Source organism: Paraglaciecola sp. IT1134, assembly GCF_058068185.1.
Genome location: NZ_CM176486.1, coordinates 4,359,165 through 4,373,845 on the forward strand (window position 1 = coordinate 4,359,165; position 14,681 = coordinate 4,373,845).

The window sequence follows — 14,681 nt, forward strand, 5'->3', positions numbered from 1 at the left end:
TTGAACGTATTTCACAACCTCTTTGTAGTCCGTCTTAATACTACTTATTAGGGGTCTCTCTATAGCCAGCCATTATATTACCAATTAGCATCACTAGTTGCTTAATTGTTAACAAATTCATTATGACCATTTCTGTATTAATGTCCAGCTTAACGAATCGAAGCAATAAATAATTGCGCCTAATTTCACTGTATATATAGCCTACCTCAGTGTAAATCGACCTAAACGAAAATTCACAACCAATTGATATTTAACAAATAAAAATAGCCGATTTAATTAATAAACCGTTTTGGTAAGTCACATACGCCAAAAATGGTATAACCAAAATACTATTGGACAAGTTATTTATAACAGAACCAGGGTTGACCAATTTGTTTTTTTGCATTACGTTTGTAACAACCTTGTTAGTATTTAACATGCTTTATGTAATATAGATGTAGCAAGGTGTAATAACTATAAATTAACAGAGTGGCGTCAAGGGGGTTCATTTAGACCTTTTAAACGCTGCCCACGGAGACACAAAATGGCGCACAAACTATCTAAAATAACCTTAGCTTTGCTATCAGCTACTTCGCTGAATTTCGCATCATCTGTTCATGCACAAGATGCTCAGCCAAAGGCAGAACAAGATGTTGAAGTTATACAGGTATCTGGAATACGAAGCTCTCTTACCAATGCCCTAGCAGAAAAGCGACAGTCGAATAACCTGGTTGAGATAATTCAGTCCGAGGATATTGGTAAATTGCCTGATCAAAATTTGGCTGAAGTGCTTGAAAATGTTACCGGAGTTCAAATTACAAGAACCGCAGGCGTTGGTACCGGGGTTCAAATTCGCGGCACAAATGCTAACCGTACAGAAATCAATGGAGTCTCTACTGTGGGTTCCGGTTCTGGTCGTAGCGGCATCAATTTTGAAGATGTTTCTGCGGCTATTATCTCTGCTGTTGAAGTGACTAAGTCACCTTCCGCAAAAACGATTGAAGGGTCTGTGGGTGGTACCGTTAACTTAAGAACTATTCGCCCCCTTCAACTAGACGAAACCTTAGCAGTTGTTCAAGTACAAGGCGAAAAAAGTAGTCTTTCAACTGATGGCGGTTTAACACCTAGATTATCGGGTACTTATGGAGATAACTGGGAACTCGACTCAGGTAAATTTGGGGCGGTATTCAGTCTCAGCTATGCTGAACAAGATGTTACCGCATTCCGTCCTCGTACCGACCGTGATAACTCCGTTGCCTCAGATAGTGGTGCTGCCAGTGCTCAATCATTCGATTTTCTGCCCATTCAATTCTTCGTTCAAGATTACGACAACTATGAATATGAATCGGTAAATTTTGCCGGTACGTTAGAGTATGCGCCGAATGAAAACTTGAAGTTCTTCTTTGATGCCGTTATCAATGATCAGGAGCGTCGACAAGAAAGCTCAAGAATTCAGGCATCGGGCATCAGTGGTCTTAAGGATATCTCGATTCCTACTGCGTTTGAAACAGTCGATTTTGGTTCACTAGATGGACAAAACCTCGGCAGTATCCAAACGGCAGTCAGAGGCGTTATTCCCATTGACAATGACGGTTCAGATGGAAATCTACGTTTTTCAGGTGATACAAATTCGCGTATAACAAAGAGCGAAATATTCAGACTTGGTGGAAAGTGGCAAGCAGACAAGTTTTCAGTAAGTGTAGAGTTGGCATCGTCAAGTTCTGATACTACGACACCTAGCTTGAATACCACACTTAACTTTATCAACCCGAATTCGCCCCTCGACGCAGCGGCTCTATTAGCTAACGCTGCACTAAACGCTGCCAACGCTGACAACGATGACTGGGTCGATCTTTACGATTCAAATGAGAATGGTACACCTTTTGAATACGATCTGACGGGTGGTGCGTTAGCATTTGGCATCCCAACAGGCATAGCAACTGCGCCAACCTCTGCTCAGTTGCTTGATCCCGCAAACATTGTGCTGCGTGATGTAGACATAGGTCAAGACAAAGCCGAAAACAGTGAAGACGCATTTCGTACTGATTTCACGTATTACTTAGATAGCATTGTGACGTCTGTTGATTTTGGTTACCGTTATAGTAAAACTTCAAGTCTTCGTGATGAGATTAGCTCAAGCATCGGTTTAAGAAATATGGTCGATAGCCCAACGGGTGACCTTTTCGCAGATATTCTTACGCCAGGCCCCACTAACTTTAATGCGGCTGATGGCAGAAAGTTATATGTTCGTGATTTTCTTACTATTAACCCAGAACTTGTAGCTTCTGACCCAAATGGCGTGTTGGCCACACTGCAGGGTGCTATGGCTGCAATAGGATCAGGTGAATCACTCGACTCACCAACGTCGACTTCCGCAGGTTTCTTTGATATTGAAGAAAAAACCCACGCCTTATATGCGCAAGGTAATTTTGAGCATGGTATGTTCCGCGGTAACTTTGGTGTGCGTTATTTAGAAACCGACGTTACTTCGATAGGTAATTCTATCACCAAAGATGCTGATGGTAATGATTTGGTGTCAAAGGTAACAACGACTGGTAGTTATGATTTTGTATTGCCCCGAATCAATGTTGTAGCAGATGTACACGATGATGTCATTGTGCGTGCAGGTTGGGGGAAAGATATTAGGCGCCCAGATTTTGACGATCTATCAACCTCGGTTACATTTTCTACTAGCCCAAACCCTGCCGTCGCTATAGGCAATCCAGACTTGGTACCTGAGGAGGTGACTTCATTTGATCTGTCTGCCGAATGGTATTTTGCAGAAGCAAGTGTAGTAAGCGTAGGCATTTTTCATAAGAAACGCTCAGACCTGCACGTTTTACAACAATCAGACCCATTTGAAGATCCTGTGACTGGATTTCGTGATATTACCGCTCCGTGTGAAGGCGGCGGTATTTTCAACCCCATTTCAGATATCAATGTATTTGGTCCGGTTGGTTTAGGTGTCTGTGTTCCCACAGCGACTAAAGTCAATGACACTGGCAATACCACGCAAAAAGGGATTGAAATGGCCGTCCAGTATGATCTTGCGGGCTTTGAGGATGAGCTCGGTTGGGCATCAGGGTTTGGTATTATTGCTAACTATACCATTCAGGAGTTCTCTGGTGGCGAAGCAAAAAATGGCGCAACAAGTCGTGCTAACACTGTCTTTGCATTAACAACAGGTGTCGATGATATAGATGTTACTGCTGTGCAGGGACTGCTTGATTTGTCTGAAAATGCCTACAACTTCACGGTGTACTACGAAAAGTATGGTCTTTCAGCCCGTGCGCGTTATACATGGCGTGAAGCATATCGTTCAACTGACTTTGGTAGTACTTCTAGTTTGCCTTGGGGATTCCCCGTTGTGCAAGAAGATAGAGGACAACTTAATGCCAGCATAAATTACGATGTAAATGAACAATTGAACATTGGCATTGAAGCCGTCAACATCACTGAGTCAGAGGTTGAGCAATCTTGTGTTAATGAAGGTGCTCTGCTGTGTTACCAAGGCCTTACAGATCGTAGGATTACCTTTGGGGCTAACTACCGCTTCTAGTATGTGAGAGCGACATACCAAACTAAGGAAAGCCATCAATGATGGCAGGCTAACCCCAGATTTTTGTTGGGGTTAGCCTTTAACTCACATGGTAACGCAGGTCAGTCGGTTTCCCTGCACGTTGAAATGTTAGTGATAACTAATGTAATTAACTTAACAGACGAGCCTTTTACGCTTTCAACTGAGCTAGGTAATCCTTGGATGTACACTGAAGCAGACTGTCGTATGACAGCCGGTGTACGTGCAAAGTTCTAAAACTAATAGCAGTAGCGATGCAGAGGATTACACTCTCAGTTTCTCGCTAAGCTTGAAATTTAGGCCTGTAATGCTAGCGAGCCTTAATGGCTCGCTTTTTTTTGCCCAGCGAAACGGGCAAACTCATCAGATTGAGAGAAACCTGCATCGCCCTGGCACTTTAGCAAGAGCGAGTAAACCGGCTAACATCTGAAAACCAAATAGGTTTCAGGGGTATAAAATATTGTTATGTACTAGATCAGCCCCTATCACTGCCTTATTAGTTAGGCCTGCCAAAATAATCGTCGGGCAATTCATCATGCTGGTCTATTTTGTCTCCAGGCGTCTCATATGGAGTTGCTTATACCGGTAGAACGGGAGCGTTTTGAGTAGTTCTTCTATTGGTATCATTGCGAATGCCCAAAAAATCGATACGTCGAAGTGTAGGATCAAAAATGCGCAGATCGGCAGTGATATGACCCATTGCGTGAAAAAGTGAATTTTCAGCACAAGACTGCTATTGCCAAGAGCTCGCAGAATATTACCCGCCACGGTGTTATAAGCTCGGATAATTGGCAGAACTATATAAAGCGGCGCAATGATCATTAGCGCTATCTGAGTGCCGGGTTCAATATCTGGATAGACAAATTGCATACATTGACTGAGCGTAAAAAAAAGCCCGGCAATAATGACCGACAGCATCATTGCCACTTGCGTACAGCTAGCAATAAATAATTTGAGATCCCCAGTTTCCTTTTGCCCCAGAGCCTGACTGATACTAATTGCCGACGCCTGAGCCCACGCGTTAGGAAATTGCGTCCCGGCACGAACCCAGGGAAAGATCAAAGTGATGGCAACGAACGAGAACAGTTCCAGTTGTGCAAATAACAGTTGGTATACAGTAGCACCGATGGAGAGAACAAAGAAATTAGCTGCAATGGGATATATCTCGGCGTATTGCGGTCTAATTTCGGCCCAAAATTTCCTGTTCTGGGGGTAAGTTAGATCCACTTCATCGTCAGTCTGCAGGGCGAGATAAAGAAACGCGGCTCGCAAAAATACAGCAACTAAACTGCCCCAAGCAGCTCCCTCCACACCGAGTCCCTCATACTGGGCAAACCCGTTTATCAATAAGTAGCTGAATAATGCATTAACAGGCAATTCAATCATAAAACCTTTCAGTGGCACTTTGGTATTGCCGCGGCCATTGCAAAAAGCGGTACAAACCTGCGTGTATGCTGTCATCAGAACGATGTATTTGGTAATTGATATATACGTGTCGGCCAGCTTCGCTAATTCGGCATCATCGGTAATGAGGCTAACCAGCTCAGTGCCAAAAAAAGCTAGAATAAACAGAAAAACCAATGATGTTGAGATGTTAATGAATAGCCCAGACCAATAGGCGACAGCAAGGTCAGCTTGGTTGTTGGAGCCAAACGCCCGGCCTACGAGCAGCTGAATGCCATTGCCAATGGCGATCTCAATGCCCAACACAAATGCCACTATGGTGGTTGCTATACCCATGGCGGCTACTGGCAGCCCACCCAGCGGTGCAACCAACAGTGTATCAATCATTAACATGGACTGAACTAGCAAGGCATTAAAAGCCAGTGGCCAAGCCAAGTCAAAGTTTCTGCGAATATAAGTATTGGAAATTATCAAGAAAAAACCTTTATCAAAAAGCAACTCCCGCAACTTGTTAATGATTGCATGTCAACGAGACTATCTGCCCATCCATCCACCATCGACCACTAATATAGTGCCATTAACGTAACTCGCTGCTTCAGAAGCTAAGAACACGGCGGGACCTTTAAAGTCTTCAGGATTACCCCAACGACCTTGCGGAATGCGTCCCAAAATTGCGGCACAGCGCTCAGGATCATTGCGCAGTGCTTCGGTATTGTCGGTATCTATATATCCGGGGGCAATAGCATTTACATTCACGCCTTTTCCAGCCCATTCATTTGACAATGCCATGACTAATTGTCCAATCGCTCCCTTACTGGCTGCATATCCGGGGACGTTTACTCCACCTTGAAAGGTCAGCAAAGATGCCGTGAAAATAATTTTGCCCGCGCCACGAGCAAGCATCTCTTTACCAATTTCACGACTAAGAATGAATGGGGAATTTAAATTAACATCAATGACCTTATCCCATAGTTCATCCCCGTGCTGCGCAGCAGGGGCGCGTAATATGGTGCCCGCGTTATTGACTAAAATGTCAATTTGAGGAAAGTCTGCTTTGACTTCTTCGATGAATGAATACAAGGCTTTACGGTCAGAAAAATCACATTGATAGCCTTTAAAACTCCGGCCTAGTGTGTTGATTTCTTTTTCGACTTTAGAACCATGTAACTCTAAACTGGCTGACACACCAACTATGTCAGCTCCAGCAGCCGCAAGTCCCAGCGCAATAGCTTTGCCAATTCCACGCTTACAACCGGTGACTAAAGCAACTTTGCCTTTTAAACTAAATTTTTCTAACATTTCAATTTTTTCCTAATTATCATGTGGCTACTGGGCATTCACCATAGCAACCCAAAGGACGTCCAATCGTCATTTCACCGATTGCCCAGCCTGCTAACCTACCGAGCCTTGCCCCTGGTTTATTATTGTCTGAACCTAACAAACACCATCATAACTTGTTGTTTTAACAGTATTGCCAGTCTTGTCTTTTAGAATTGAAATCCATTTCGATGGTGACTGAATGTCACCATAAGCGATCTTGTTTTCGTTGGAGAACAGAAATATTTCAGTGTGATTTTTCGAGGTGATTTCTACGCCAATACAGCTGTCACCTTTGAGTGGCCTAATTGAAATATCGGTACTCTGCTCCCCCTTTAGTGCGTCTTTGGCTTGAAAAACATTAAGGAAATAAGTGTTTTTACTTTTTACAGGGTTCTCGATCAATAATGTTTTTAAGCTGATGCGTCGAATATCATCTGGGCGTTGGGGGGTCATGATTTCTTCAACCAATGTTTCATCGATTTTTGTTTCACGTGCTTCCGGAAACACGGTAAATACATTGAGCGCGCCGTTACCGTTGATAATTTCAAACTGGTCATTGCTTATTTTGTGCGCATACTTTTCGGAGTGAATACGCCAGGTATATGTGTGTTCCAGATTACTTTCCAGTTCATCTAACAATATAAAATAGCCACATTCGCTATTAATGATGTGCCGAGCATTACGTGTCAACTCCATCTCTGGGTAATACATTCGGCTGGATTCACCCACCACGTAGGCGTAGCCATTTTTATTGGAAAATGCCTCAACTTTGGCTATAGCGCTTTGGGGAACATCCTTCCATACGTTGTGAATACCTTTGCAATTCAAATCAAATAATTCAGGGTCGCTCAAGTCTCCTTCTTCCCATATTTTTTCTCCAACACAGCCGGTACCATCTACCGTGATCAAATTGTGAATTTCGGCTTTGGAGGTACGATTGTAGCCCTCGTCTATGACCAATGACGCGCCATTATGTATGAGTATGAATTGGTTAAAATCAACGTGGTAGTGAGTCAGGCTGCGCGTTTTCCAGTCATTCTTTTTATCCAGTTCCCAGCTGAGTTCCCATTGCTTATGGCCACCTGCAGGGCTTGATTTGAACGAAAGGTGTGTAGCGTCGGTATCCCAACTCGAACGCATTACGACAAGGCCAAGATCTTCAAAATACTTGGTTAGCGGCAGATTTTCAGGTGATTGCCGTTCAACCTCAGGGTTGAACCAAATTAATTCCAAGAACGCTTCCGGTAAAATACCGGGGAAAATTTTACTTTGATAGGCTTCTCTGAACAGGAACTTGGTGCGGACCAGTTCACCCAGCCATTGTGCATGACCGTTGTTGTACTCTGACGCTATTTTGTAGTAGGCACTAATCGAATGGGAACTTCGTTTGTCGTGTACATCAGCAAAGTTAATATTTTCTTCCCAGTTAGGTGCTGATTGATAGAGGCGATAATCAAATGTATTTTTGAGAAATTCTGATTCAAAATGATTCGCTCCGCCATCTTTACGGATCAGATCGGCTGCAACGAGAAAGAAATTCATGGCAAATCGCCAGTAACCAGTTCCTTCATAGTTGGAACCGTCTTCAGGCAAATAATCAAAGACTTTTTCAAAGTTGTGTTTGATCTCATCAATCCATACTTGTGCTCCTTGGTGTTCAGAGCGGATCGCATAGGCAGTGGTCAGTAAACCTGAATAATTAATCCAATTATGATTTTGCCAATAATTGGTCGACCAGCAATGTCCTAGGTTTTCTTGTCCATAATCAAAGATTTTATTTCCTTGAAGGATCAGTTTGTTGAGAAACTTATTACGCTCTTCGTCCGTTAAGTGATCTTTAAGCCAATCATAGGACAATCCCAAACCAAACAGCATCCACGAAGCGCTGAGATCCACATCTACAAGAAATCCGTAACCCCATACGTCATACTCAACCGCTGTAAAAATCCAGCGCTTAGCTTCCTGAAGATAATGGTCCTGCTCGGTTAACAAGTAAGCCAAACTCAAGTTTGCGGCGGCCATTCCCATGTAGGTAATACTGGTGTGAGGATGCTCTTTTGAGAGCACTTCGTCTTCATACAGGCGGCATTGTTCGATGAGCCGGGTCAAGTGCTCTTTGCGCGTGGTCTTGAGTTCAGCTTTGAACACATCAAGTTGGTCGTTTATTAGTAAATAATTCATGGTTAATCCCTGTATTCAAAGATGATAGATATGGAGCAAGTCTTCAATCAAGTAAGCTCAATCATTCCGTTTGCTGTGGCGCAGCTTTAGTTGGGGCAGTGGGTTGCTTACCTGCTTTGAGCATTAATACACTGATTGCTCCTATCATCACAGCGAGCACCAGAATTACCAGTCTGCCTTCTAATGGATTAGGAATGAGCAGCATCAACGCGATGAATCCGGCGACTGCGGCGCCAAATCGCCCAATAGCCGTCAGTTGGCTCAGATCATTGCCTTCACCAATTTCTTTTTCAAAGTCGATCGGCGTCTTCATGTTGGTAAAGAACCTGTCAACCATTTGGCGATGAGCGGAATTTTGGTTTGGTGCAAAAAGCGTCGATATTAAAAAGCCAAATGTCCCGGCACCCAAGACACCAAAAAATTGCTGCTGGAAATTCCATTTAAAGCCATCACTGTATTCCTGAGAAAAACCAAGGTAAATCAACGGGACTTCGAAATAGGCAAAGCTAGAAAAAATAAGGGCGCAGCCAATTGATAGCAGTGCGGCCCACCAGGGCGTTTGTCGAATAAACATGCCTAATAGCAGCGGGATCGTGATGGGCATCGACAGCAGTGTTCCCACTTGCAACATGATTTCGAATATCCCTGAGCCATCCTGCTGTGCAAAATAAAGAGCCAGTAGCACAATCAGGAAACCCATAACCCAGGTTAAAATACGTCCATAGTTCAATAGTTCCGATTCAACTTTGGACTGCCACCGAAACATGCGCGCGATCTTGGGATATATGTCTTTGATCAGGATAGCAACATTAGTATTGAGACCGGTATCCATCGAACTCATTGTCGCGGCAAGAATGGCGACGACTATCAATCCAACCAGTCCGACAGGCAACAGGCTGATACTGGCAACCGCATAACTCGCCTCCGCCGGCTTGGCGATGTCAAACGCCATAACCAATTCAGGATATAAAAGTCGAGCCGTGATAGGTGGCAAGAACCAAATAAAGCTACCCACCAGCATGAGTACCGAACAAAGCAAGGCTGCTTTGCGGGCTTCTCGCCCATCCTTGACAGAAAAGTAGCGCGGCGCCGCATTCATAGAATTGAAGACTATAAATTGTTTTGCCATCATGGCGCTGGCCCAGCCCCATGTATAAGCACCGCCAAAGAGCGTGGCTGAATTGACCATGCTATATTCTTCGGTTAAACCTTGTGCCTCGATCTCTATAAATAAGTTATCGATGCCTCCAAGTGCGTCCAAACAGAGCCAAGCGACTATTAGGGTCAAGGGAACGAGGATTAGGCCCTGTAGAAAGTCAGTCGCCATCACAGCCCACCGTCCACCCGTTGCAGAATAAAGAAGCACAACGATGCCGCAGACAACAATGACATAGTTGATATCATATCCGAACACGGCAGAACAAAAAATGCCCAAGCCGTACAGTGCCATAGCGGAATATAAAATACGTATCGGCACTTCATAATATGCGTAGAAATCACGTGTTGTCTCACCGAAACGACCGGCAATCGCTTCAGGGAATGTAGTTACTCTCATCTGGCGTAACCAAGGCCCCATAAACAGAAAGTTCACGAAGAAGCCGAGCACGTTACCAAAAAAGATAAACATCGCGGAAAAGCCAGACTCATACGCGATACCCGCAGCGCCCGTAAAGGTCCACGCACTAAAAGCGCTCATAAAAGCGCTGCTTCCAACAAGCCACCAGGTCCCCTTACAGCCGCCCTTAAAGTAGTCATCCGTATTGGAAGAGAATTTTTTAAAAACAAAGCCAACTACAATAATCAGTATTAGGTAGCCAACGATCACCAGGTATTCAATATTAGAGATTTGCACTTTTTTACCTCATGTTAGGTTACTAAAGTAATCGATAGCACATGACAACAAAATCGATTTACTAAATCGGTTTACTTGATTAACCTACCATACTATTGCAGAATGTCAATATTCAAGTATTTAGACTTCTTGCAGAAATATAGACATGCAAAAAATAAAGTTAATTGATGTTGCTAACTTAGCGGGTGTTTCAAAAAGTACCGTGTCTCAATATTTAAACGGCCGCTTTGACTACATGTCTGAAAAGACCAAAGAGCGAATAAAACTAGCCGTTAGCGAGTTAGATTACGTACCCAATCCTATTGCCCGTAGCCTTAAAATGGATAAAACGAAAACCATAGGTGTGATTGTTAGAGATATTACAGGTTTCTATACAAGCCGCACAATTAGAGGGATAGACGACTACTGTAAAACAAGCGAATACAACTTATTAATATATAACACTGACGTTGATCCTGACATCGAAGCAAGATCGTTAGAAGCATTATACCAATTGCGTGTAGATGGAATTATTATCGCCTCATCAGGTAAAAATACAGAGCTTATCGCTAAATATATTGATAGCGGCCTGCCTATCGTTCATTTTCAACTTGAACATGATGGTAATGAAAAAAATATCATTGTGTCTGATTATCGAAAGGCTGCTTTTGAAGCAACTGAATATTTGATCCAATTAGGCCATCAGCGTATTTGTTTTGTGACGCAAGACTTTGAAAATGTTAAATCGAGAAGAGATCGTTATCTAGGATATACCGATGCCTTGAGTAGCTATCACATTCCTATTGATGAACAATTAATTCAATATTGGGACCGTAAATCTGGCTTTCAACACTCGCCTAAAAGCATTCTTGATGGTGCTAATCCGCCAACAGCATTTTTTACTCAACACCTCGCTATTACCACTGAATTATTAACCGCGTTAAATAAAGAAAACATTTCGATACCTGATGACATTTCATTATTAGGTTTTGATGACATTCCTATGGCTGAATTTTTTAAGGTGCCTATCACCGTAATAACCCAAAACCCTTATGAAATAGGCAGAGAAGCGACCAAATTATTGCTTAATAATATTAGCGACAAAGAAGCACTTTCACAAAAGATTATGATCCCTTGCTCTTTGGTTAAAAGGTTGTCTTGTAAGAAAATATAAAAATTTGTAATAAATTTAATCAAAACAGTATTATTTATAAATTCAGAAAAACTTGAATGATTTCATAGAGATAGGTCAAGTCAAAATATTCACAAAGATAGAGTCGTATGCCTTAAATAGCTAATTTTTAGAAAGACTGCAGTCTATTTCGTCTCCAGCCGTCTCATGTGAAGTTGATTAAGCTATATAACTAACACTGACTGGTATTGGCAAATGGTCGGTGGCAGTACACTAGAACTTTTAGGGGGGAATTGGTAATGGAGCCCCCCACCCTGCAATAACATACTATTATTGCATGGCGAGGTATATCTAGCTTCTTTAGTCAGCAAACTGACGAATAATGGCGTTTAGTGTATCTTTGGCATCGCCGAATATCATGCGGCAATTGGTTTTGAAAAACAGCGGGTTGTCGATCCCGGCAAAACCCGATGCCATACCGCGCTTGAGTACAAACACGTTTTTGGCCAGATCCGCATTAATAACCGGCATACCGTAAATCGGGCTGCCTTTCATTTCTCGAGCCGCGGGGTTAACTACATCATTGGCACCAATGACCAAAGCCACATCAAAGTTCTCGATGCGTTTATTGATGTCATCCATCTCAAACAAGTGTTCGTAGGAGACATCGGCTTCGGCAAGCAATACATTCATGTGCCCGGGCATCCGCCCCGCTACCGGATGAATAGCATAAGCCACTTCGGCACCATTATCTTCAAGCAGGCTTTGCAGCTCTTTCATCGCGTGTTGGGCCTGAGCCACCGCCATACCGTATCCAGGGATCACCACCACAGATTGGGCGGCTTCTAATACGTAATAAGCGTCATCAGCCGCCAAGGCTTTCACTTCCCCTTCGATTACCATCTCTGAGTTGCTTACCGGCATAAAACCGGAAAAGAGCACATGGCTTAACGAGCGGTTCATGGCTTTACACATGATGTTGGTCAGTATGATACCACTGGCGCCCACCAGTGAGCCGGCTACGATCAACAAATTGTTTTGCAGGGCAAAACCGGCTGCGCAAGCAGCCAGGCCGGAATAACTGTTAAGCAAAGAGATAACCACTGGCATATCAGCACCACCAATGGGCAATACCAGCATTACCCCAAACAACAAGGCCAAACCCAGTGCGATATACAGCACCATATCTAGTTCAAGTACAGTTTGGGGACGGGCCACAAACAGGTAACCTATGGTAATAATGGCCAGTACAGTCAACCCATTGACGACTGCCTGACCGCTAAAGGTGATCCCTCGACCGGGAATACGTTCACTGAGTTTAGCCCAGGCGATTAAACTGCCGGAAAAGGTTACGCAGCCAATGAGTAGGGCGAGAAACGTGACCAACAATACAAAGGTAGATAACGCCACACCACTTTGTATAGTTGCCCAAGCGACAAACACACTGCCTAAACCCCCGACACCGTTTAACAAAGATACCATCTCTGGCATGTCGGTCATGGCGACCAGGCGTGCGGCAAAAAAACCTACGACGGCCCCGGCTAACATGGCAATGGCAATCCATTGATAGGTCACTATGCTGTTATCCAGCAGAGTAACCACTATGGCCAGCAACATGCCCAAGGAGGACAGTAAATTCCCTTTGCGCGCCGTAGCAGGGTGGCCGAGCAATTTTAAACCGAAAATAAACATGGCTGCGCACAGCACATAGGTAAAGTTAATTAGTAAATCTGTATTTGTGCTTACATCTAGCATCATATTTACCTATTTTTTCTTCTTGAACATAGCAAGCATGCGATCCGTGACCATATAGCCACCGACAACATTGATGGTCGCCAAAAAAACTGCAAACGCCCCCAGATACATAGCATATTCGCCCAGTGACTCATTGCCTGCCAAGGCCAGCGCCCCGACCACGGTGATACCGGAAATCGCATTGGCAGCAGACATCAAGGGTGTATGCAAGGTGGCTGGCACTTTATGGATCAACTCAAAGCCGACAAAAATTGACAGTAATAAAATAAATAACAGATATACCCCGTCCATTAGGCCACCCCATTTGTGTTTGATTGTTGTTTTAACGATGCATAAAAATCACTGATCATGCTATTCACCACCTTGCCTTGATACGTAATAAGGCAGCCTGATTGCACTTCATCTTCGATGTCGAGGGCAAAACGGTTGTCGTCTTTTGACCAAAACTCACTGATCAGGTTATATAGGTTGCTGGCGTACATCTGGCTAGCATGTTTGGCTACGCCGTTCGCCCAGGCACCTGTGCCAATAACATTCACGCCGTGAATGCTGACTGTTTCCCCTGCTATGCTACCCTGTACATTGCCGCCAGTTTCAGCGGCCATATCTACAATCACACTACCTGGGCGCATTGAGGCAATCGTTTGTGTATCAATCAGCACTGGGGGTTTACGGCCAAATAACTGGGCGGTAGTGATCACAATATCTGAATCGGCGATGCATTTAGCCTGTTCCCTTTGCTGAATGGCCATTTGCTCTGGGGTAAGGGCCTGGGCATAACCTTGGCCCGTTTCACCGGTCTGGCCTAAATCGATATCCAGAAATTTGCCCCCCAGTGAACGAACCTGTTCAGCTACCACCGCCCGGGTATCAAAGGCGATAACATTGGCACCTAAGCGCTTTGCGGTGGCGATGGCTTGCAGGCCAGCGACACCCGCACCAATAATAAACACTTTAGCGGGTTTCAATGTACCCGCAGGCGTCATCATCATGGGCAATAGGCTGGGTAGCGCATTTACGGCCTGCATAACCATTACATAACCCGCCAGGCTGGCTTGAGAACTTAGGGCATCCATTTTTTGACAGCGGCTGATACGGGGTATCATCTCCATGCTGATGCTGGTCACGCCTTTGTTACACAGGGTGTCTACAAAACCAGGTTCATTGAAGGGATCAAGATAACTGACAATCAAGGCGTCTTGTTTTAGCTGGGTAACTTCCTCTCCACCAAGCTTATGTAAGCTCAATATAATGTCACCTTGCAGCAAAAGCTCACTGCGCTTAGCCACAACCTTGGCGCCGGCTGCTACATACTCGTCGTCAGTAATATGAATGTGCTGGCCCAAGCCTGTTTCAATAAGCACATCTGCGCCTAACAATTTGTAAGCCTTTACGTTAACGGGCAAAAGCGCACAGCGCTTTTCGCCAGATTTCATTTCAGCTGGAAATGCAATAGTAGGCATAGGCCCCCCAATTTTTTTACAGTTTGACTCACAACAGTG

9 protein-coding genes are annotated in these 14,681 nt (G+C 44.1%); 2 read left to right on the top strand and 7 right to left on the bottom strand.

From position 1 onward, the window contains the following. Positions 1-523 precede the first annotated feature (523 nt). Entirely contained in the window at positions 524-3,538 is a 3,015-nt protein-coding gene (locus tag AC3RV5_RS19045; RefSeq protein ID WP_489729151.1) for a TonB-dependent receptor, read from the top strand. A 561-nt stretch (positions 3,539-4,099) separates the two neighbouring features. Here the strand turns inward: AC3RV5_RS19045 and AC3RV5_RS19050 are convergent. From AC3RV5_RS19050 to AC3RV5_RS19065, 4 genes are all read right to left on the bottom strand, one after another. Further along, on the bottom strand, positions 4,100-5,458 hold the full coding sequence (locus AC3RV5_RS19050) for an MATE family efflux transporter (RefSeq protein ID WP_489729152.1): 1,359 nt from the start codon (positions 5,456-5,458) through the stop codon (positions 4,100-4,102). 36 nt (positions 5,459-5,494) lie between these two features. Then, positions 5,495-6,259, bottom strand: a complete 765-nt coding sequence (locus AC3RV5_RS19055; protein ID WP_489729153.1) for a 2,5-didehydro-3-deoxy-L-galactonate 5-reductase — start codon at positions 6,257-6,259, stop codon at positions 5,495-5,497. Between the two features lie 135 nt (positions 6,260-6,394). Continuing rightward, a complete protein-coding gene (locus AC3RV5_RS19060; RefSeq protein WP_489729154.1) occupies positions 6,395-8,428 on the bottom strand; it encodes a DUF4962 domain-containing protein in 2,034 nt (677 codons plus the stop codon). 94 nt (positions 8,429-8,522) lie between these two features. Further along, positions 8,523-10,313, bottom strand: coding sequence for a sodium:solute symporter family transporter (locus tag AC3RV5_RS19065; protein WP_489729155.1), 1,791 nt, complete (start codon positions 10,311-10,313; stop codon positions 8,523-8,525). 145 nt (positions 10,314-10,458) lie between these two features. Here AC3RV5_RS19065 and AC3RV5_RS19070 point away from each other — a divergent pair, with 145 nt between their 5' ends. After that, the gene (locus AC3RV5_RS19070; RefSeq protein ID WP_489729156.1) at positions 10,459-11,466 is read left to right on the top strand and encodes a LacI family DNA-binding transcriptional regulator; all 1,008 of its coding nucleotides are present in this window, start codon (positions 10,459-10,461) and stop codon (positions 11,464-11,466) included. A 318-nt stretch (positions 11,467-11,784) separates the two neighbouring features. On the opposite strand, the gene AC3RV5_RS19075 is transcribed toward AC3RV5_RS19070, so the two are convergent. From AC3RV5_RS19075 to AC3RV5_RS19085, 3 genes are read right to left on the bottom strand one after another with little or no spacing between them, the layout of a single operon-like run. After that, positions 11,785-13,179, bottom strand: coding sequence for an NAD(P)(+) transhydrogenase (Re/Si-specific) subunit beta (locus tag AC3RV5_RS19075; protein WP_489732211.1), 1,395 nt, complete (start codon positions 13,177-13,179; stop codon positions 11,785-11,787). A gap of 9 nt (positions 13,180-13,188) precedes the next feature. After that, entirely contained in the window at positions 13,189-13,470 is a 282-nt protein-coding gene (locus AC3RV5_RS19080; protein ID WP_489729157.1) for an NAD(P) transhydrogenase subunit alpha part 2, read from the bottom strand. Then, positions 13,470-14,642, bottom strand: a complete 1,173-nt coding sequence (locus tag AC3RV5_RS19085; protein ID WP_489729158.1) for an NAD(P) transhydrogenase subunit alpha — start codon at positions 14,640-14,642, stop codon at positions 13,470-13,472. The genes AC3RV5_RS19080 and AC3RV5_RS19085 overlap by 1 nt, the downstream gene beginning before the upstream one ends. Positions 14,643-14,681: the final 39 nt, after the last annotated feature.